17 protein-coding genes and 1 pseudogene are annotated in these 19,842 nt (G+C 61.0%); 15 read left to right on the top strand and 3 right to left on the bottom strand.

Going from position 1 to position 19,842, the window contains the following annotated elements; all coding sequences use genetic code 11:
* Nucleotides 1-3: 3 nt before the first annotated feature.
* Nucleotides 4-813 (bottom strand): class I SAM-dependent methyltransferase, encoded by an 810-nt coding sequence (locus XB14_RS26375; protein WP_077966096.1) that lies wholly within the window; start codon nt 811-813, stop codon nt 4-6.
* 145 nt (nt 814-958) lie between these two features.
* On the opposite strand from XB14_RS26375, the gene XB14_RS26370 reads away from it, so the two are divergent.
* The 13 genes and pseudogenes from XB14_RS26370 to XB14_RS26310 all read left to right on the top strand — a co-directional run bounded on the left by XB14_RS26370 (nt 959) and on the right by XB14_RS26310 (nt 15,838).
* Nucleotides 959-2,581: a phytoene desaturase family protein gene (locus tag XB14_RS26370; protein ID WP_077967747.1), complete on the top strand. Its 1,623-nt coding sequence runs from the start codon at nt 959-961 to the stop codon at nt 2,579-2,581.
* Nucleotides 2,568-4,121 carry a phytoene desaturase family protein gene (locus XB14_RS26365; protein WP_077966095.1) on the top strand — a complete coding sequence of 518 codons (1,554 nt, stop codon included), beginning with the start codon at nt 2,568-2,570 and terminating at the stop codon, nt 4,119-4,121. Before XB14_RS26370 ends, XB14_RS26365 begins: the two co-directional genes overlap by 14 nt.
* Nucleotides 4,118-5,341: an aminomethyltransferase family protein gene (locus tag XB14_RS26360; protein WP_419178627.1), complete on the top strand. Its 1,224-nt coding sequence runs from the start codon at nt 4,118-4,120 to the stop codon at nt 5,339-5,341. The genes XB14_RS26365 and XB14_RS26360 overlap by 4 nt, the downstream gene beginning before the upstream one ends.
* Nucleotides 5,342-5,351: 10 nt before the next feature.
* Nucleotides 5,352-5,594: a hypothetical protein gene (locus XB14_RS26355; RefSeq protein ID WP_077966093.1), complete on the top strand. Its 243-nt coding sequence runs from the start codon at nt 5,352-5,354 to the stop codon at nt 5,592-5,594.
* A 71-nt stretch (nt 5,595-5,665) separates the two neighbouring features.
* A pseudogene (locus XB14_RS33630) lies at nt 5,666-5,791 on the top strand (Fic family protein); the annotation flags it as partial.
* Between the two features lie 209 nt (nt 5,792-6,000).
* A complete protein-coding gene (locus XB14_RS26345; protein WP_077966090.1) occupies nt 6,001-6,783 on the top strand; it encodes a GntR family transcriptional regulator in 783 nt (260 codons plus the stop codon).
* Nucleotides 6,784-6,811: 28 nt separating this feature from the next.
* Entirely contained in the window at nt 6,812-7,927 is a 1,116-nt protein-coding gene (locus XB14_RS26340) for an ABC transporter ATP-binding protein (protein ID WP_077966081.1), read from the top strand.
* Nucleotides 7,928-7,934: 7 nt separating this feature from the next.
* Entirely contained in the window at nt 7,935-8,864 is a 930-nt protein-coding gene (locus XB14_RS26335) for an ABC transporter permease (RefSeq protein WP_419178625.1), read from the top strand.
* Between the two features lie 5 nt (nt 8,865-8,869).
* Nucleotides 8,870-9,751 carry a carbohydrate ABC transporter permease gene (locus XB14_RS26330; protein WP_060520845.1) on the top strand — a complete coding sequence of 294 codons (882 nt, stop codon included), beginning with the start codon at nt 8,870-8,872 and terminating at the stop codon, nt 9,749-9,751.
* Nucleotides 9,752-9,790: 39 nt separating this feature from the next.
* Nucleotides 9,791-11,359 carry an extracellular solute-binding protein gene (locus XB14_RS26325; RefSeq protein ID WP_077966079.1) on the top strand — a complete coding sequence of 523 codons (1,569 nt, stop codon included), beginning with the start codon at nt 9,791-9,793 and terminating at the stop codon, nt 11,357-11,359.
* Between the two features lie 64 nt (nt 11,360-11,423).
* Nucleotides 11,424-13,748, top strand: a complete 2,325-nt coding sequence (locus XB14_RS26320; RefSeq protein ID WP_077967741.1) for a DUF4962 domain-containing protein — start codon at nt 11,424-11,426, stop codon at nt 13,746-13,748.
* A 16-nt stretch (nt 13,749-13,764) separates the two neighbouring features.
* On the top strand, nt 13,765-14,514 hold the full coding sequence (locus XB14_RS26315) for an SDR family NAD(P)-dependent oxidoreductase (protein ID WP_077966077.1): 750 nt from the start codon (nt 13,765-13,767) through the stop codon (nt 14,512-14,514).
* Between the two features lie 7 nt (nt 14,515-14,521).
* Nucleotides 14,522-15,838, top strand: a complete 1,317-nt coding sequence (locus XB14_RS26310; protein WP_077967739.1) for an SGNH/GDSL hydrolase family protein — start codon at nt 14,522-14,524, stop codon at nt 15,836-15,838.
* A 25-nt stretch (nt 15,839-15,863) separates the two neighbouring features.
* Here the strand turns inward: XB14_RS26310 and XB14_RS26305 are convergent, their stop codons facing one another.
* Nucleotides 15,864-16,778 carry a DUF6929 family protein gene (locus XB14_RS26305; RefSeq protein WP_077966075.1) on the bottom strand — a complete coding sequence of 305 codons (915 nt, stop codon included), beginning with the start codon at nt 16,776-16,778 and terminating at the stop codon, nt 15,864-15,866.
* A 419-nt stretch (nt 16,779-17,197) separates the two neighbouring features.
* Between XB14_RS26305 and XB14_RS26300 the strand changes: the two genes are divergently transcribed.
* Complete coding sequence (locus XB14_RS26300; RefSeq protein ID WP_077966073.1) at nt 17,198-18,163, top strand: magnesium and cobalt transport protein CorA; 966 nt, start codon at nt 17,198-17,200, stop codon at nt 18,161-18,163.
* 241 nt (nt 18,164-18,404) lie between these two features.
* Nucleotides 18,405-18,698, top strand: coding sequence for a hypothetical protein (locus tag XB14_RS26295; protein ID WP_077966071.1), 294 nt, complete (start codon nt 18,405-18,407; stop codon nt 18,696-18,698).
* A 51-nt stretch (nt 18,699-18,749) separates the two neighbouring features.
* Here the strand turns inward: XB14_RS26295 and XB14_RS26290 are convergent, their stop codons facing one another.
* On the bottom strand, nt 18,750-19,700 hold the full coding sequence (locus tag XB14_RS26290; protein ID WP_179119677.1) for a septal ring lytic transglycosylase RlpA family protein: 951 nt from the start codon (nt 19,698-19,700) through the stop codon (nt 18,750-18,752).
* Between the last annotated feature and the right edge of the window lie 142 nt (nt 19,701-19,842).

Raw genomic sequence — 19,842 nt, 5'->3', positions numbered from 1 at the left:
ATGTCATGCCCCACGCCGCATCGGCTTGATGCCACGCAGATGAGTGGGACAATGCTCTCCGCTGTCAAGCACCTTCTGCATGGCCGTCCAAGTCCGGATATTCTTGGCCACATAGGCTTCTCCGACCGCTGCCACGGCGGCTGAATGCAAGGCTCCCTTAAGGCGTGAAAACTCCTCCCGCGCCACGTCGCGATACCACGCATTGCGGTTTTCCGCGTGCGTCGCGGTGAAGCCGGCCGCCGTCATCGCGGCGAGATAGGTTGCCGCCGAAGCCATACCGAAGCTCAGGCCCTCGGCCGCAAGATAGGCCTTCATGTCGTCCGAGGGCTCGTCGTCATGCGCAATCAACCAGTCGGAAGCGGCAAAGATGCCGCCGGGCGAAAGCACGCGAAAGATCTCGCGAAACAGCGCCCTCTTGTCGGGCACATGAACGAGCGCGTCCTTGGAAAAAACGACGTCGAAGCTGCCGTCCATGAAGGGCAGCGGTCCCGGTGGCGACTGGATGAAAGAGACGCCCACGGCCCCTGCGCGCTCCGCCGCCTCCCGCGCATGTGCGATGACCGGCGCCTCAACGTCGAAACCGGTGATCGCCGCCGGACGATAGGTTTTGGCGATATGCAATGTCACGCCGCCGGCGCCGCAGCCGAAGTCAAGGATGCGCTTGCCCGAAAGATCGAGCCCGAGAAGTACACGGTCGACCTCTTCGGGACCGCCCGGCGAGAGGTACCCCTCACCCCACAGCACCTCGAGAAAACGGATGGCCGTATCGTCGTATTCGACGGCGTGTCCCGTTTCTTGATCGACCGACGACATCCAAACTCCTGGCCATATCAACCCTTGCTAAAAATCCTATCGCATTATCAGAGGATTGCAACATATTTGCTGAACGCTCATTCAAAATGGATGGACAACATTCTGCTTTCCGTGTCATTTTTTGATCAACGACAAGGGGAGCCACATGAAAAAATACGACGTGGTGATGATCGGAGGAGGACATAACGGCCTGGTCGCCGCCTGCTATCTGCAGCGCGCCGGGCTGAATGTCGTCGTGCTTGAAAAGAATGATTGGGTTGGGGGTGCTGCGACCAGCCGCGAGCTCACTCCCGGCTTCCTCTATTCGAACTGTTCCTACGTCTGTTCACTCTTTCGCCCGGAGATCATGCGTGATCTCGAACTGCCCAAACACGGACTGCAGGTCATCTCCTACGAAGGCGGCGCGGTCTTTACCCGCGACGGCGATTATCTCGCCTCCTATCGCGATCACGATTCCCACCGCCGCGAATTCGCGCGTTATTCCAAGCGCGATGCCGAGGCCTATGAGCGCTACGCCCGCGGCGTCACCCGCCAGTGCCGGTTCATCCAGCCGCTTCTGATGCGCACCGCGCCTGATCCGTTCAGCTTCAAGCCGCGTGACATTTCCGAATTGATCTATCTCGCGAAGAAGTTCGGCGAATTCTCGGCCGCCGAGATGGCGGCGACCCTGCGCTTTTGGACGATGTCGATCGCCAATTTCCTCGACGAATATTTCGAGACCGACGTGATCAAGGCCTATCTGGCTCTTTCTGGCATCATCGGTACGGCGCTCGGGCCGATGTCGCCGGGCACGGCCTATGTGCTTCTGCATCACTATATGGGCGAAGTCGACGGCTCGGTCGGCGCCTGGGGTTATGCCCGCGGCGGCATGGGTGCGGTCACCAAGGCGCTCGCCTCCTCGTTTCAGGCCTCAGGCGGCACGATCCGCACCGGCGCCGATGTCAGCAAGGTGTTGACCCGTGGCGACCGCGCCCAGGGTGCTGTGCTTGCCGATGGCGAGGAAGTGCTCGGCAATCTCGTCGTCTCCAACGCCGACGTCAAACGCACCTTCCTGAAGCTCGTCGACGAGGATGCCCTGCCCGAGCGCTTCGTCCACCGTGTTCGCCACTTCAAGATGCGCGGCTCCTCCGGCAAGCTCAACATCGCGCTCGACAGCCTGCCGGAATTCCCGGCGCTGCCGGCGGGTTCTGCCTGCATCCGCGGCGACCTGCATTTCACCGACAGCGTCGAACGGATGGAACGCGCCTATGACGACTGGAAGGCCGGGCGCTGGTCGGCCGACCCCTTCGTCGACATGATGATCCCGACGACACTCGATCCGACGATGGCACCGCCCGGCAAACACTTCGTGTCCTGCTTCGTGCAGTACTGTCCGCCGAAAGTGGAGGGCCGGGACTGGACCGACGCCGATCGTGACGCCTTCGCCGAGACGGTGATCAAACAGATCAGCGACTATTCGCCGGGCTTCCGCGAGCGCATCCTGCACATGGAGGTGCGCACGCCGCGCGAGATCGAACAGGAGGTGGGGCTGACGGAAGGCAACATCTTCCAGGGCGAACTCACCTTCGACCAGTTGCTCTTCAACCGTCCGGTTCCCGGCTACGCGCAGTATCGCAGCCCCGTGCGCGGACTTTATATCTGCGGCTCATCGACTCATCCGGGCGGCGGCGTCATGGGAGCACCCGGCCGCAATGCCGCCGCCGAAATCCTGCGCGACCTGCGCCACACGCCCTCAAACAAGATGAGCCTCGCCCATGACGTCATTTGATGCCATCGTCATCGGCGGCGGCCACAATGGCCTGACCGCCGCCACCTTCCTGGCTCGCTCCGGCCGCAAGGTCCTGCTCGTCGAAGCGAACGACGCGCTCGGCGGCGTGGCGCGCGGCTATGACTTCCACCCGGGCTTTTCCAGCCCCGGCCTTGCCCACATCGTCAACCGGCTCGACCCGGAAGTGGCCGCGGCCCTTTCACTCGATGACAGGCGCAGCGAGCCGGCGCCGACCGTCGTGCTCTCGCCGACAGGTCGCCATGCAGTGCTGCGCGGCGGCTACGGCGAAGTGATCGACGGCGTCTCGCAAGAGGAAGCAAAACGTTTCAAAGAGCTGCGCGGCAAGCTGGTTTTCCAGGCGACGATCCTGAAGCGCTTCCTCAGGCGGCGCCCGCCGGAAATCGGCGAGATGGCGCTTGCCGACTTCGCGACGCTGGCCGGCGCCGGACTCGGGCTCCTGCGCAAGGGGCGTGAAGAGAGCCGAGACTTCCTGCGCATGCTCCTGATGAATGTCGCCGATACCGCCGACGAATATCTGACCGACGACCGGCTGAAGGCGCTGCTTGCCTTCGACGCCACGCTCGGCATCCATCTCGGGCCCCGTTCGCCGACCTCTTTGCTCGGCCTCTACTATCGCCTGACGGGCGAAATGCGGGGCGTCACCGGTGCGCAAGTCGTCGCCAACAGTGGCGGGCGATCGGCGGCTGCCGCCTTCGAGGCTGCAGCGATCCACGCGGGTGTCACGATCAGGACCGGTACACCGGTCGCACGCATCATCGCCGATCGCGGTCGCGCAACCGGCATCGTGCTTTCCTCGGGCGAAACGCTTGAGGCGGGCGCGGTCGTCTCGGCAATCCATCCGAAGTCGACTTTCCTGAGCCTTACTGATCCGGCCGAGATCGGCACGGGTTTCCGCCGTGCCATCGGCAACATCCGCTCGAGAGGCAACGTCGCGAAGCTCGACCTGGCGCTCGAGCGCGTGCCGGAGTTTCCCGGCGCGGCTGCCGCCGATCTCAGCGGCCGTCTGGTGATCGCCCGGTCGGTCGACCACGTCGAAGAGGCCTTCAATCCGGCGAAATACGGCCAGTTCTCCAACGACCCCGTGATGGAGATCACGCTGCCGAGCCTGAGCGATCCATCGCTTGCACCTTCCGGCGGCTGTACCCTCTCGGCCCTCGTCGAGTTTGCCCCCTATGCGCTGGCCGACGGTTGGGAGAAAGGCAAACCGGCCTTCCAGAAAATCGTGCTTGAGACGCTGGAACGCTACGCGCCGGGTCTTGGCGACAGCATCGTCGCCGTCAGCCTGCTGACACCCGCCGATATCGAGGAGCGCTACAACCTGCCGGGCGGACACTGGCATCACGGCGAACTCCAGGCGGACCAGCTTCTCGTCAACCGCCCCGTCAACGCGGCGTCCGGCTACGCGACGCCACTCCGCGGCCTTTATCTCGCGAGCGCCGGCTCGCATCCGGGGGGTGGCATCTCGGGCCTGCCCGGCCTGCTTGCAGCACGCAAGGTCATTTCGGAGAAACGCGCATGATGATGCATCTGACCGCCCTTCGCCGCGCAGCCCAAGGCCATATCCAGACGCCGCGGCTGGAGACGCCCTTTCACGCGCGGCTTGCCGCTCTGAGCGAGACCAACGACTGGTACAGTTGGGCCGGCTACAAGGCGCCGCACTCGATCTTCGACACCGAACTCGAATATTTCGCGATCCGCTCGACGGCGGCCCTCTTCGACATCTCGCCTATGGTGAAATACCGTATCCGCGGAGCGGATGCCGAGCGCTACCTCAACCGGCTGACGCTGCGCAATGTCGCCAAGCTCGGCCTTGGCCGCGTGCACTACACCGCCTGGTGCGACGACCACGGCCATGTGCTCGATGACGGCACGCTCTTTCGACTGGGGCTAAACGACTTTCGCCTCTGCTGCCAGGAGCGGCACCTGCCGTGGCTTGTCGACAGCGCCGCGGGCTTTGCCGTCGAGATCGCAGAAGAGACCGATGAGATCGCAGCGGTCGCCTTGCAGGGCCCAACGTCCTTTGCCGTTCTCGAAGCCGCAGGCTTTGCCGGCGTCGAGGCTTTGAAACCCTTCCAGCTCTCCGCTTTCCCGCATCTCGACGGCACGGTTACCATCTCGCGCACCGGCTTTACCGGCGATCTCGGCTACGAACTCTTCGTCGATGCCAAGCACGCGCTGAGCCTCTGGGACCGGCTGTGGGCGGCCGGCACCGGCTTCGGCCTGAAGGCGATCGGCTACGACGCGCTCAACCGCGCCAGGATCGAAGCGGGCTTCATCGTCGCCAATGCCGATTTCATCACGGCGGAGGCGGCCCTTCGGGCAGACCGCGAGCGTTTGCCGGACGAGATCGGCCTCGACTGGCTGGTGGATGCGGAAAAGCCCTATTTCAACGGCCGCGACGCGATCTTCCGCGCCCGTGAGAAGAACAGCTTGAAGCACATCCTCATCGGCCTCGAGATCGAAGGCAACATCCCCGCGGAGGGAGCCATCGTCTACCATCGCGGCAAGAAGGAGGTCGGGCTCGTCACCGCTGCGATCTGGTCGCCGCTTGCCAAGCGGAATATCGCCATCGCCACCCTTTCGCGTCCTTACGGCAGCCGCATTGTCGATGATCTCTGGGTCGAGATATACGCGCTGCGGGAACTGCAGTATCAGAAGCTGATGAAGCGGGCGCGCATCGTCGCCCGACCCTTCGTCAAGCTCGATCGCCGCTCGGCCAACCCGCCGGGCCGTTTCTGAGGCAAACGGCATGGATGACGAGACGAAGCGGCACTGGGAGATGATCAGGCTGCCGGCCGGTGCAGAGTGGTCCGGCCGCGCCCGCTACGCCGCGGCCGTGTTCTTCTACCAGCAGGGCCTGATGACCGCAGAGACGCTCGAGGTTTACCGGATTTGCTCTCGTCTCGATGCCGAGGACCCCGCTGCAGTTCTACGGCGCTACCAGGTCGGATTTGATTGGCTGATCCGGTTGGAAGCCACCGGTGATGCGTAGCCGTTTGGTTCTCCGGCTAAGCCTCGACACCTATCAAACTGACGAAAGCCGCCCAGGCGGCCGAACTTGGCTTGATGTGCGGCCTTGAGCGCCTGGAATGACTATTGTTATCCCTGCGCCTTGTTCGGGAAAAGCATCAGCGATTGTTGGACAGCGGCTGCGGTGGGACGAAGAACCCTGGCGAATTCCGCGCCAACAGCGGCCGTGACGTGTTTGTTCAAGCCCGAGCACGTTTCCCTCTGAATCGCGCACATAGACACACTCGCGCAAGGCGATTGAAGGAGCGCGCTGCTAGCCAATTCTGATTGCGCAAGAGCCGGGCCAAAATCTTGAACTCAGATTTCGCCTTGACAAGCGGGGGATGAGACATCACTCTCTCAACTAAGATATCAGTTTGTGAAGAGATATGTCTCATACTATCGAAATTCCCGCCTTGCCCCTGGAAGAATTGCTTCGCTCGTTTCCGAAGGAGGGGCCGGGCAACACCACGGCCAAGGTCTATCGGCTGCTTCGACAATTGATCGTCGAAGTCAGGCTTCTACCCGGACGGGCGTTGCCGGAAAAGGAAGTGGCCGCGATCCTCAACGTCTCCAAGACCCCGGTGCGTGAAGCGATCATCCGGCTATCCGAGGAGGGTTTGGTCAAGGTCGTTCCGCAGGGCGGCACCTTTGTCGCGACGATCGAGGTGCAGCGCTACATCGAGGCCTGCTTCATTCGTTTTCGCCTCGAGTCCGGCGCAGCGGCAGAGGCCGCCAAGCGGCATACGCTGGAAGATCTTGGGCGGTTGGAACTCTCTCTCAACCAGCAGGTCGAGGCTGTCGCAAACGAGGACTACACGCGCTTCTTTGAGCTGGACGAAGATTTCCACCGCGCGATCTTTTCGACGGCACGGCTCAGCGGCGTCTGGGCCTTCGTCAATCAGGCCAAGGGCGAGATTGACCGGATGCGCCATCTGAAGATGGTGTTCGGCGTGCGCAGGACCGGCGAGGTCATCCACGAACACCGCGACATCATCGATGCGATAAGAGCCGCATCTCCGGATGAAGCGGTGGCTGCGATGACCCGGCACCTTGGCTCCCTCGAGGCCAAGATCACAGAGCTTTCACGCGATCCGAAGCTGTGGAGCTACATCGAATCGATCAATGCAACCACAACAGAAAAACGGAAACCACGGCGCAGCCTGACCTGAGGAAGGCGCCGTCGGGAGGAAAACTGAAATGTCTGCAGTGGAATTGAACGACGTAGTGAAACGCTACGGCGCACTCGAAGTCGTGCACTCTGTAAACCTGAATGTCGAACGCGGGGAGTTCGTCGTCCTCGTCGGGCCGTCGGGATGCGGCAAGTCAACGACCTTGCGGATGGTGGCGGGCCTCGAGGAGATTTCCGGCGGAACGGTCTCGATCGGCGGGCGGCTCGTCAACCGGGTCGCGCCAAAGGACCGCGACGTAGCGATGGTGTTCCAGAACTATGCACTCTATCCCCACCTCAATGTCGCTGAAAACATCGCGTTCGGCCTGCGGGTGCGGCGAGAGAAGAAGGACGTGATCGAGGCGGCCGTCAAGGAAGCGGCGGCTATCCTCGACCTCACCCCCTACCTTGCACGCAAGCCCGCGGACTTGTCAGGTGGCCAGCGGCAGCGTGTCGCCATGGGACGGGCGATCGTCCGCAAGCCGCAAGTCTTTCTGTTCGACGAACCTTTGTCGAACCTCGATGCCAAGCTTCGCACCCAGATGCGCGCGGAGATCAAGCGGCTTCACAAACGCATGGGCGTCACCAGCATCTACGTCACCCACGACCAGATCGAGGCGATGACGCTGGCAGACCGCATCGTCGTCATGAACGGCGGCCGCGTCGAACAGGTCGGCACACCGATGGAGCTTTTCCTCAAGCCGGCCAATGCCTTCGTTGCGAGCTTCCTCGGTTCACCACCCATGAACCTGCTGCGCGCAACAGTCGTCTCCGTGGACGGTGAACCGAAGGCGCGCATAGACGCTGCCGACGCGGAAGCCGCCCTCCTCAGATTACCGAAGGCAATCGGCACATCCCTGCGCGCCGATCAACGTATCCTAGTCGGCCTCCGGCCCGAGCACGTCGCGGTCAGCAAGGAAGCGAGCGGGGATGTCCAGGAAATCGCCGCGACGGTCGACCTCGTCGAGCCGCTTGGGTCGGAGGCTCTGCTGCATACCAGGATTTCCGGCCAGCCGATCGTCGCCAAGATCGAAACGCCGGCCGATGTCGAGGCGCTCTCGCAGATCGGCAGGCTGCAGATACCGGTGGGCCGTCTTCATGTCTTCGATGCCGAGAGCGGCAAAGCCGTCAACGGTCATGCGTGAGGCGAGGATGACATCGATGATCGCTGGATATTTCAAGCGTCTTGGCGAGGACCTCCGGAAAGACTGGCAGCTTTACCTGCTTATCCTTCCGATGCTCCTTTGGTTTATGCTCTTCCTCTACAAGCCCATGGAAGGGCTGCAGATTGCGTTCAAGGATTTCAGCCCGTTCCGCGGTATCGCCGGAAGCCCTTGGGTGGGTCTTGAGAATTTTCGCACCCTGCTTGGCGACCAGATCTTCATCCGCGCATTCCTCAATACGATCACCATCAGCGGCCTCGGGCTGATCTTCGCCTTCCCGGTGCCGATCGTACTCGCCATCATGTTCAACGAGCTTCAGAGCGAATTGGGGCGCAGGTTCTCCCAGACGATCGTCTATCTGCCCCACTTCATCTCGGTGGTGATCGTCGCGGGCATCGTGATCAACCTGCTGTCTCCCACGACAGGCGTGGTCAACCTCATCCTGTCGAGCCTCGGCCTCGAGCGGGTCTACTTCCTCACCCAGCCGGAATGGTTCCGCACCGTTTTCATCGGATCGAACATCTGGAAGGAAGCAGGCTTCGAATCGATCGTCTATCTCGCGGCGATCGCCGGCATCAGCCCGACGCTCTATGAATCGGCCCGGGTCGATGGCGCATCGCGCTGGCAGATGATGTGGCGCATCACGCTTCCATGCATCCTTCCGACAATCATCATCATGCTGATCATCCGCATCGGCAACCTCGTCGAGGTCGGGTTCGAATACATCATCCTGCTCTACCAGCCGGCAACCTACCGCACCGCCGACGTGGTCTCGACCTACGTCTACCGGACGGGTCTCCAGGGTACGCAGTACGACCTTGCCACCGCCGCCGGCCTCTTCAATGCGGTCATCGCCTTCGCTCTCGTCTTCGCAGCCAACCGGATCAGCCGGAAGGTTTCGACAACCTCGCTCTGGTGATCGTCATGGCCAGCTTCAATCTCTATTCCCGCGGCGACCGGATCTTCGGATATGCGAACGCAACCCTGATCGGGCTCTTCGTCCTCTCGACGCTCTACCCGTTCATCTACATCCTGTCGGTATCGATCTCTTCGGGTGCTGCGGTCACCTCGGGTCAGGTCGTGCTGTTGCCGAAGGACCTGACACTTGCGGCCTACGAGTTCGTTCTTTCGGATCGGCTCTTCTGGATCGCCTACGGCAATACCTTCATCTACACCTTCGGCGGCACGGCAGTCAGCCTCGCGATCATGATCCCCGGCGCCTATGCCTTGTCGCGTGCCCGGCTAAGGGGGCGCAAGATCCTCAACATGATGGTCGCGTTCACCCTGTGGTTCAACGCCGGGATGATCCCGTTCTTCCTCAACATGCGAGATCTCGGGCTGCTCGACTCGCGGTTGGGCATCATCATCGGTTTCGCCTGCAATGCCTTCAACGTCATCCTGCTGCGCAACTTCTTCGAGGCCGTACCAAAGTCCTTCGAGGAAGCCGCCAAGATGGATGGCGCCAGCGAGTTCCAGCTGCTTTGGAAGGTTTTCATTCCCTTGTCCAAACCGGCGATCATCACGGTCGCGCTGTTCTGCATCGTTTCGAGGTGGAACAGCTACTTCTGGGCCATGGTGCTGTTGCGCGGCGAGGAGAAGATCCCGCTTCAGCTCTACCTCAAGCGGATCATCGTCGATCTTACCGCCAACGACGAGTTCGCAAGCAGCCTTTTGACATCTCGTTACTCGTTCGAGACCGTCACTGCGGCGATCATGATCGCTTCGATCATTCCGGTGCTGCTCATTTATCCAAGCATCCAGAAATACTTCAACAAGGGCATCACCCTTGGCGGAGTGAAGGAATAACGGCCGTCTCAGTAAGTTCTGTTTAAGGAGGAGAATGGAATGAGATATATTCGAGACACGTTGGCGCTGCTTGCCACCTGTGCGTTGCTGCAATCGGGCCCTGTCTATGCGCAAGACGCTTCGACGAAGATTACGGACGACCCGCTCGAGCTGACGATCCATTTCCATTTCCGTGACAAATACGTCTACACGGAAGACTGGCCCGTCGAGAAGAAGGCGGCCGAATGGACCGGGATCCACGTGAAGAATGTCGCCTCGCTTGCGACCAGCAGCAGCCGGGATGCGTTCAACTTGCTGATGGCCTCGGGCAACCTGCCGGACATCGTTGGCGGCGACGTCACCGGCGGGCTGAAGGACGACTTCATTCGCTATGGCATGGAGGGCGCCTTCATGCCGCTGGATGACCTGATCGAGCAGAACGCCCCCAACCTCAGGAAGTTCTTTGACGAGCATCCGATCGTGCGCCAGGCAATCAGCGCACCTGACGGTCACATCTACTTCATCCCCTATGTGCCCGAGGGCGAATTCTCGCGCGCCTGGTTCATCCGCCGGGACTGGCTCGACAAGCTGGGCCTGAAGGTTCCGGAAAACGTCGACGAGCTCTACACCGTTCTCAAGGCTTTCCGCGAGAAGGACCCGAACGGGAACGGCAAGAAGGATGAAGTTCCCTACTTCGCGCGCGAGCCGATCGAAGCAGTCCGCCTGATCAACATGTGGGATGCCCGCGTGTCAGGCTCGGAACGCTACGGCGACTTCATGATCGAAGACGGCAATGTGGTACATCCCTGGACGACACCGAACTACCGGACCGGCATTTCCAAAGTTGCGCAATGGTTCAAGGAAGGCCTGATCGACACGGAGGTGTTCACCCGCGGCGCGCGCGTACGTGAATACATGCTCGGCAACAATATCGGGGGCATGACGCACGACTGGTTCGCAAGCACGTCCAACTACACCGACGCCCTGAAGGACAGCGTTCCAGGCATCGACTTCGCGCCGATGCTGCCGCCGAAGACCGTGTCCGGGAAGCGCTTCGAGGACAGCCGGCGTGCGACCGTTCAGCCGGCAGGCTGGGCGATCTCCTATTCGAACCAGCACCCGGTCGAGACGATCAAGTACTTCGACTTCTGGTTCTCCGAAAAGGGCCGGATCCTGTCGAACTGGGGCATCGAGGGCGAGACCTACGACATGGTCGACGGCAAGCCCGTCTACACGCAGACCGTCCTTCACAACTCCAAGCCGGTGAACGCCCAGATGTGGGAAATCGGCGCCGGCGTGCCGCGTGGCTATTGGGCCGCCTATGCCTCCGAGGAGCAATGGACGAACAAGATGGCTCTCGACGGGATCGCCATGTACGAGAAGGAACCAGACCTTCTTCAGCCTGAGTTTACCGGCGTCTCGATGAACAGCGACGAGCGCGCCGTTTACGACAAGTACTGGCCGAGCCTTCTCACCTACATGATGGAAATGCAGCAGACCTGGGTCCTCGGAGCCCAGGATGTCGATGCCTCCTGGGACGGCTACGTCGCCCGCCTCGACCAACTCGGCTACGCCAAGGTCACCGAGGTGATGCAGGCGGCCTATGACCGCCAATACGGAAAGAACTGACCCGATTATCGGGCGCGACCGGGTCGCGCCCGCCTCTATCACGTATTCAAAGGACGTCATTTCGATGCCCAAAACCGCTGAAGCACCCCGCCTGCAATATCTCGATGAGCCAAAACCGGGGACCCTGACGATCGGCTATCAGCCGGCCGGCGAAAGCTCTGTCGAAAACCCGCCCCGTTTCAGCTGGCTGCCGGCCCTGAACGACGATGCGCGCTACGTGGTGCGGATCTCCAGCGATGCGGGCTTTGCGCCCGAGCGGACGCTGGTCTTCGACAACATCGCCTGGAACTTCTTCACCCCGGATACAGTGCTCGAACCCGGTTCCTACTGCTGGTCGTTTGCTCTCTGGGACGACACCGCAAAGCGTCTCGCCTCCGATTGGAGCAGCGTGCGTGAATTCACGCTCAAGCCGGGCCTTCCCGAGACGGCTCTGCCGCGCGTCACAGCGCGGCGCGACACCATGGATCTTCGCCATCCCCGCCTGTGGCTCAATCCGGATGGCATCACCAACTTCCGCGGCCGGTTGCAGGAGGATCCTGATTGCTGCGGCTGGAAGACCTTCTACGTGAACTCGGTGGAGCCGTGGCTCTCGCGGGGCCCGATCGCCGAACCGCAACGTTACCCGGATAATGTGCGCACCGCCAAGCTCTGGCGGCAGATGTATATCGACTGCCAGGAAGCGATTTATGCCGTCCGGCACCTGGCGATTGCCGGCGTTATCCTGGATGACGCAGACATGATTGCGCGGGCCAAGGACTGGCTGATGTCGGTCGCGGCATGGGACCCCCAGGGGGCAACGGCCCGCTCCTACAATGACGAGGCGGCTTTCCGCGTCGTGACCGCGCTCGCCTGGGGCTATGATTGGCTATACGACCATCTCGATGACGGTGAGCGAGAGCGCGTGCGTCGTGTGCTCCTTGCGCGGACACGCGAAGTCGCAGACCACGTGATCTGGCGTGCGCGCATCCATGTTTTCCCCTATGACAGTCACGCGGTGCGCTCGCTTTCGGCGGCCCTCACGGCGGCTTGTATCGCGCTGGCCGGTGAGGAAAAGGAAGCCGAGGGCTGGCTGGACTATACGGTCGAATTTCTTTTCACCCTCTATTCGCCCTGGGGCGACAGCGACGGCGGGTGGGCGGAGGGTCCACACTACTGGATGACCGGCATCGCCTATCTGACGGAAGCCGCCAATCTCATCCGAAACTTCCTCAAGGTCGATCTCTATCGGCGCCCGTTCTTCCAGAAGACAGGTGATTTTCCGCTCTACACGAAAGCGCCGGGTACGAAGCGAGCCTGCTTCGGAGACGACTCCACACTCGGCGATCCGCCCGGTCTCAAGGTTGGCTACAACGTCCGCCAGTTCGCCGGCGTCACCGGCAACGCCCATTACCAATGGTATTTCGAGCGGCTGAAGGCGGATGCCGCCGGTACCGCCATGGAATTCTATAACTACGGCTGGTGGGACCTCAATTTCGACGACCTGGTCTACCGGCACGATTACCCGCAAGTCGAGGCAAAGGCGCCTGCCGACCTGCCGCCGGTCAAGTGGTTCCGGGAGATCGGCTGGGTTGCGATCCAGAAACACATGGACGATCCCGACCGCCACATCCAGTTCCTGTTCAAGAGCAGCCCCTTTGGTTCCTTGAGCCACAGTCACGGCGACCAGAACGCATTCCTGCTCTATGCCTTCGGCGAGGATCTGGCGATCCAGAGCGGCTACTATGTCGCCTTCAACTCGACCATGCATCGCCGCTGGCGGCGGCAGACCATTTCCAAGAACGCCATCCTCATAGGCGCCAGCGGGCAATACGCCGAAGGCGACAAGGCGATCGGCAAGAAGGCGGGAGGTCGGATCACGGCGGTGCGCGAGGAGCCGACGCATGTCTTCATCAGCGGCGATGCCACGGCGGCCTATCGGGCGAACAATCCGCTGGTCCTGAGGGTCGAGCGAGACATCCATTTCACCAGCAGCGACTTTCTCGTCATCGTCGATCGCGTCGAATGCGCCGAACCACAGCCCCTCAAATGGCTGTTCCACTCCGCCCATCCGCTGGACGTGGGCGGCAACAGTTTTCGTCTGACCGGCGAACGGGCAGGACTCTACGGGCAGTTCGTCTTTTCAACCGCAGGACCGCCGCAGATACGCATGATCGAAGGTTTCGAAGGCGTCGATCCGGCCGAAATCGAAGGCCTGGCCACCCAATATCACATCGAGGCGACGCTTCCGGCCTCCACCAAGCAGACCCTGGTGACGCTTCTCGTTCCCTATGCCCTAACCGAACCCCGGCGGGTCTTTCACTTCGTCGACGACCAGGGCTTCAGCGCCGACCTCTATTTCACCGATGTCGACGACAACCAGCTTCGCATCGTCATCCCCAAGAACTTCTGATTGGAAAGGAAATGTCATGAACGAACTGAAGGACAAGGTCATCCTGGTAACCGGCGGCGGCCGCGACATCGGCAAGGCCTGCGCCGAGAGGCTTGCCAGCGACGGCGCAAAGGTCGCAATCACCTACTTTGGCTCGGCGGCAGGCGCCGAAGAGTGCGTGAAGGCGATAGCGGCTTCCGGTGGCAAGGCGATCGCCATCAAGGCCGACATGACCGTGGCCGCCAATGCGCAAGCGGCCGTCGACAGGGCGGTGGCGGAGTTCGGTCGGCTCGATGGGCTGGTGCATGTCGCCGGCGGGCTTTTGGCGCGCAAGACCTTGCAGGACATGGACGAGGCGTTCTTCCGGCAGGTAATCGACGTCAATCTCACTTCGCTCTTCAATGCGTCCAAGGCGGCCGTTCCGGCGATGGCCGACGGTGGCGCGATCGTCACCTTTGCCTCACAGGCCGGCCGCGATGGCGGCGGCCCGGGCGCGTTGGCCTATGCCACCTCGAAGGGGGCGGTCATGACCTTCACGCGTGGTCTTGCAAAGGAACTCGGACCAAGGATCCGCGTCAATTCCGTTTGCCCTGGCATGATCTCCACGACGTTCCATGACACATTCACCAAGCCGGAGGTGCGGGAACGTGTTGCTGCGGCGACACCGGTCAAGCGCGAAGGTCGAGCGGACGAGGTCGCCAACTTGGTCGCCTTCCTGATCTCCGATGAGGCGTCGTTTATCACCGGCGCCTGCTACGATGTAAACGGCGGCACGCTGTTTTCCTGATATGGTCATGACAGTGCGATTTCCGATCCATGGCAAGCGCGTCGCTCTCATCGGCACGTCGCTTGTCCAGCAGAATCACCATGCAGGCGACAGGCACATCCACTCCTGCGCCCGAGGCTGGGCGACATGGGCGGAAGTTCTCTCCGCCGGCCAGCTCGACATCACCGTGTTTCACGATCCGCGCGTATATCCCGGATGGGAGCCGAGCGGCAGGCTCGGCGTCACCCGTGGTTTCGGCGGACTGAACGCGGGCGTCTCGGGCCAGAAGGCCCGGGACATCGCAGAGCGCCTCGAAGAGGTCTTGAAGCTCGATTTTGACCTGATCGTCGTCGATGCCGGCACGAACGACATGATGGTGGAGACAAAGGAAGTTATCCAGTCGATCCGCGAAGCTATCGTTGATCGACTGATTGAGGCCGGAAAGACTGTGATCCTGCTGCCGATCCTGGCGCGTGGCACGCAGAAATGGGTCGCCGGCGGATCGGTACGGGCAAAGGCGCACTGGATCAACCAGAAGAGCCTCGCCTTCGCAGCCACAAGACCGCACTGCCACGTCTTCGACTGGAATTCCGTCTGGGCGGATCCGCGTTCTGTCGATGGGGCGCCTTACGATGGCTTTTCCGACGACGGCACCCACTTTTCGGTGCCCGGCGGCTATGCGGTCGGCAAGGCATTGGCAGCTTACCTACGTGGCTTCCTTGCTCCATCCGCTCTTCGCACCTGGGCGCAGGACGACCGTTTCGATGCCGTCAACAACCCGCTCGGCAACATCCTGCCCGATCCGCTTCTTGCCGATCACAGGACGCTTGCCGCTGGATCGGCCGTTCCTCAGGGATTGGCGGTTGCAAGCCGGATCATCTCCCGGCCCGATCGAGCGGCGAACTGGCAGGAAATCCGTGTGGCCGGCGGAGACTGTTTCGTCGATATCCTAGCCGACGGCTTCGTCAATCCGTTGCCGGCGGGCGCCTGGGTGCAGGCGAGTGTCGAGTTGGAGGTCGACGCACATGACAGCTGGAGGGACATTTCCCTCGTTCTGGAAGACGGTGCGCCGGAGGGTCTCGTTTCACAGGCGTTGGCTCCGTTCGATCTCGGCGACGGGAACCTCGCACCTTTCCCAGAGGAGGCATGGTCAGGCGTCCTGAGGACACCGCCGATCAAGCTGAAAACGGCCATGCAAAATCTCCGGCTTGGCCTCAGTCTACAGGTTGTTCCGTCAAGACAGCCGGCAAGCATGCGGTTCTCAACGCCGGAGTTGCGCCAGGTCATGCAGCCGCTGGGCCAATCACCTTGTATGTTCGAGTTTTCACGAACTCTGACGGCCTGAAGCCCGCCCAAATACCGTCAGCGATCTACCGGACGACATGTCCTGAAAACAAGCCCGCAGGGATATCGGGGTTGTCGGCATCGGTCACAAGCAGAAGCTTCACGACGTCGCCTTCCTGTCTGGCATGTATGCCTTCTATCTTGTGCGGGTACTCGAGATGATCAAAGGCAAGGAGTTCTCCCCGCTCGCCGATGATGCCAATGCCAGCACCGAGACACGGACCGTCGAGGTAGGCATTTTCGGTATTCTCGGCGACAGCACTGAAAATCATCTCGCCACTGGGAAGGGATGCGGCATCGGTAAAGCCGAACGGAGTTCCGCCAATGGCGCCCAAATCGAATCGATCGACCGCGCTGGGTGCCAGTGGATCACCTCGATTGTTTTCAAGCGCGTCCAACACCGCAGACAGCGGATAGGAAACGATGGCGTTGTCATGAGGACGTTTGTTGCCACGCTGCAGCAACCGCAGTTCTTGACCGACAATCGCCGCGCCCTCGATGTTGAGTTCACCGAATTCCTTCGCGAGCGGATCGAGAATGAATGAAAGATCGACGCTTTTCGAAGGCGCGACGACCGCGCCTTGCGCATCGAGACGGAGCAAGACGCCTCGCTTGCGCGTAGGCCGTGATCCTGAGCCAATTGCCAACAGGGCGCCAAATGAAAAAGCGGTGCATGACGGGATAAAGGTCAGCGCTTCCAAATCAGGCTTGCGCTTCTTTCGATCGCTTTTCGTCTGCGGCAATTCGCCGTCGAACAAGCGGATCAAGTGACCCGGCCCTGAGCCGCGAACCGGGAACACTCCTAGATGCAGCTCATCATCCGCGATCACATACAGCGCCGCATCAAGGCATACGAGCCCACTTGCGGCGCTCAAATGCGAGGAACGGAAAGATGAGTTCGCAACAATGTCGAGGTCGCGTACCTTCTCAAGCTTCGTCATGACCAGATCGCTCCGTTTAGATGAGTAGAGCTAATCTACACGGGGTGGATAACATAGAGGCCGACAAATCATTGCCGTGTGAGGGTGTCCGCACAATCATCTTACCCTCGCATCTGTTCTGGCTTTGGTCGCCGTTGACAGCCGCCGCCACCTCCCAACCCATTGCCCCTCTCCATGGGTTGCTCAGGTTTCCTTACGCGCCCAGGCGGGGCTGTGGAAGCGCATCACGCGGAATACTCGCCAGTGCCTTCTGCCTGACTTTCCGTGATACGTCATATAGTTTCCTCGCCTCGGCATCGACGCATTGTCCTCCTTCAAGCTGCCTGCTAATCGGGTCGTCGAGTTCGGCCAGAAAGTCGCGATCTAAGAGCCGTTCACGCGCTTCGCCCGCAGCCAACGCAACCTTGGAAAAACAGATAATGCCAGTCGTCGCCTCCTATCTCTATCGTTCTGGCAAGCGCGCAGAAGAAGTACCGCTCACTGCCAAGCCGTTCGAGGCTTCCGGCGATGAGTTCGCGTGGATCGGCTTGACTGACCCCACCGCTGACGAGATGGCTAGTCTCCAGGCGATGTTCGGCCTGCATTCCCTCGCGGTTGAGGACGCTCTCAACGGCAATCAGGTGCCGAAAGTAGACATTTACGGCGACCAGTTGTTTGTCATCGTCAAGACGGCCCACCTCGAGGGCGACAAGATTACATACGGTGAAACCTGCATATTCGTGGGAAAGCACCACCTGATTTCCGTCCGCCATGGATCTGCCCGCTCGCACAAGGAACTGCGCCTGCAGCTCGAACAATCCCCGAAGCTTCTTGAACACGGTCCTGATTATGTTCTCCACGGCATTATCGACTTCGTCGTCGACGGTTACCTGCCGGTGGTCGAAACGCTCGAGGACAAGGTTCTGGACCTCGAGAAACACGTCCTCGTGTCGTTCCTGCAGCCTGAGCAGATCAGACGCATCTTCCGCATGCGTCGTCACGTGATCCGCTTCCAGCGCGTGCTCGGACCGATGGGGGAAGTGGCGGGAAAACTCACCCACCTTGAACTCCCCTGTATCGACGATAATGCCAAACCGTTCTTCAAGGACGTTTACGACCACGTCAGGCGCGTGGAAGGTCTGGTCGGCGGGCTTCGCGAGATCATGACGTCGGTATTTGAAGCCTCCAATCTGCTGGAACAGCAGCGACAAGGCACAATTACACGGCAGCTAGCCGCCTGGGCAGCAATTCTCGCGGTACCGACTGCCATTGCCGGTATCTATGGCATGAACTTCGAAAACATGCCGGAGCTTGCGACGCGCTATGGCTATTTCGCCGTCCTCGGCGTGATTGCGACGCTTTGCTCGATACTCTACTGGCGTTTCAAGAGGTCTGGCTGGCTATAACAGGACGCGTTCCTGCCCGCCGGAAATTGAGGACGGGTTAACTCTGGGCGTACTCCTCGTGTCCACCTTCGCTCTCAACACTCGCTCTTCGTGACCCCTGCCCGGGAACAGGCGTTGCGCAAACGCGAGACCAATACCGTGCTTGCCGCACTTCAGCAATTCAGGGACAGGCAGCGATCCCAGTTGCAGGAACATTCTCGCAGTGAAGCGGTTTTGCGTTCACAAACCCAATAGGTGCAAGATGATCAGCGTTAGCCAGCAATCGATTGAAGATCAAATCGCCGAATTGCGATCGCAGATCGCGGAAGTGAAGCAAGCTGTGGGTGCGCAGGTCAATTCTGCGGCCGAAGACGCATCTCAATTTGCCAGGAGCGCAGTCCAGACTGTCCGACAGCAGGGACAAGGCGCCATAGTGGCCGCACGGGAAAATCCCGGAACAGCAACGACAATCGTCAGTACCGCCGGGCTCATCGGATTTTGCATCGGCCTGTATTTGGGTCTTTCTGCAACGGGTGGCCTTCGCGCGCGCTGGTAGGCGACAATCGATCCAAAGCTGTTGCCATTTTCGTCTTCGGCAAAAGGCGTCTTAAGCAAGGCCTCCCGGCCGCTTGCCGCCTTGCCGAGGGCGGCGTCCGCCCGTCATCCCGGTGATCCGGCTCTTGCGATCGAAAGCTGCCGGGAGAAACGCCTGCTGGACATATCCATCCAGGGCGCGCTCCCTGTTCAAGCAGCATTCGGGATAAATCGCCACTCCGCCAGGAAGACTTGCCGTGCCAGCGAACTCGAACGCGCGTGGCCCGAAAGCCCGGGGCACATTTGTCATCTTCGCCTCGACGAACGGGGCGTTGCGTTCGACAGAGTTGCCGTCCGCGGGGTTGCCGGCGACTTGCACGCCGATTGGCCGCTTGGTGCCGGGGAGACCCTGGTCCTTCCGCAGAAGTGAGGACATGAGAAACGCCATGTCATCTCCGCCCAGGGCTGCGCGCCCTACATATTGCACACGGACGGAAGCTGTACCGCGGCGCTTCAGATCCAGCATGTCTGCTGCCTTGCTGGAAACATCGATCGTACGCCCTTTGTGGTAAGGGCCACGATCATTGACACGCAAGATGAGCGACGATCCGTTTTCGAGATTGGTCACCCGCACATAGCTGGGCAAGGGCAGCGTCGGATGCGCGGCGGAAAGGCGACCCGCATCGTAAGTCTCGCCATTTGCGGTCCGACGCCCTTGAAACACCCGACCGTACCAGGAGGCAACGCCGCTTCGATCGTAGCTCGGCTCCTCCTTCGGATAGTAACGCTTGCCTTTGACCACATAGGGCTTACCGACGACATACTGGCCGGCACGCCTTGATGCTTTTTTGCCGGAAGCAACTCTCACGCTGGCATCGACGCGATGCAGCGTGGCGGGAGAGTACGCCTTCATCCTGTTCATGTCGGGCGTTGATGTGGTGGTGCAGGCGCCGCCGCACGTACAGAACATCCCGATCGCCAACCAGCGCATGACTTTGACGGTCGCACCTACTTCATCTCCCATCCCATCCACCATCGACGGCAACTGGCGACGCGACCGCAATGCGAAGTGGATACGCGAGACAGGCGGCACAGCAGCTAAGTGCTGGTCGACACTAGGCGCAATCTGGGGGCGTGCTTGGTCCGCTCCATCTGTGATACCTTTC

The organism is Ensifer adhaerens, from assembly GCF_002007205.1.
GTDB classification, from domain to species: domain Bacteria; phylum Pseudomonadota; class Alphaproteobacteria; order Rhizobiales; family Rhizobiaceae; genus Ensifer; species Ensifer adhaerens_D.
This window is presented reverse-complemented; position numbering and strand designations above follow the sequence as displayed.

What these genes read in the sequence shown, in the direction of transcription:
- XB14_RS26375 (WP_077966096.1), bottom strand. Translation starts at nt 813, where the DNA reads ATGTCGTCGGTCGATCAAGAAACGGGACACGCCGTCGAATACGACGAT.
- XB14_RS26370 (WP_077967747.1), top strand. Translation starts at nt 959, where the DNA reads ATGAAAAAATACGACGTGGTGATGATCGGAGGAGGACATAACGGCCTG.
- XB14_RS26365 (WP_077966095.1), top strand. Translation starts at nt 2,568, where the DNA reads ATGACGTCATTTGATGCCATCGTCATCGGCGGCGGCCACAATGGCCTG.
- XB14_RS26360 (WP_419178627.1), top strand. Translation starts at nt 4,118, where the DNA reads ATGATGATGCATCTGACCGCCCTTCGCCGCGCAGCCCAAGGCCATATC.
- XB14_RS26355 (WP_077966093.1), top strand. Translation starts at nt 5,352, where the DNA reads ATGGATGACGAGACGAAGCGGCACTGGGAGATGATCAGGCTGCCGGCC.
- XB14_RS26345 (WP_077966090.1), top strand. Translation starts at nt 6,001, where the DNA reads ATGTCTCATACTATCGAAATTCCCGCCTTGCCCCTGGAAGAATTGCTT.
- XB14_RS26340 (WP_077966081.1), top strand. Translation starts at nt 6,812, where the DNA reads ATGTCTGCAGTGGAATTGAACGACGTAGTGAAACGCTACGGCGCACTC.
- XB14_RS26335 (WP_419178625.1), top strand. Translation starts at nt 7,935, where the DNA reads ATGACATCGATGATCGCTGGATATTTCAAGCGTCTTGGCGAGGACCTC.
- XB14_RS26330 (WP_060520845.1), top strand. Translation starts at nt 8,870, where the DNA reads ATGGCCAGCTTCAATCTCTATTCCCGCGGCGACCGGATCTTCGGATAT.
- XB14_RS26325 (WP_077966079.1), top strand. Translation starts at nt 9,791, where the DNA reads ATGAGATATATTCGAGACACGTTGGCGCTGCTTGCCACCTGTGCGTTG.
- XB14_RS26320 (WP_077967741.1), top strand. Translation starts at nt 11,424, where the DNA reads ATGCCCAAAACCGCTGAAGCACCCCGCCTGCAATATCTCGATGAGCCA.
- XB14_RS26315 (WP_077966077.1), top strand. Translation starts at nt 13,765, where the DNA reads ATGAACGAACTGAAGGACAAGGTCATCCTGGTAACCGGCGGCGGCCGC.
- XB14_RS26310 (WP_077967739.1), top strand. Translation starts at nt 14,522, where the DNA reads ATGACAGTGCGATTTCCGATCCATGGCAAGCGCGTCGCTCTCATCGGC.
- XB14_RS26305 (WP_077966075.1), bottom strand. Translation starts at nt 16,778, where the DNA reads ATGACGAAGCTTGAGAAGGTACGCGACCTCGACATTGTTGCGAACTCA.
- XB14_RS26300 (WP_077966073.1), top strand. Translation starts at nt 17,198, where the DNA reads ATGCCAGTCGTCGCCTCCTATCTCTATCGTTCTGGCAAGCGCGCAGAA.
- XB14_RS26295 (WP_077966071.1), top strand. Translation starts at nt 18,405, where the DNA reads ATGATCAGCGTTAGCCAGCAATCGATTGAAGATCAAATCGCCGAATTG.
- XB14_RS26290 (WP_179119677.1), bottom strand. Translation starts at nt 19,700, where the DNA reads ATGGGAGATGAAGTAGGTGCGACCGTCAAAGTCATGCGCTGGTTGGCG.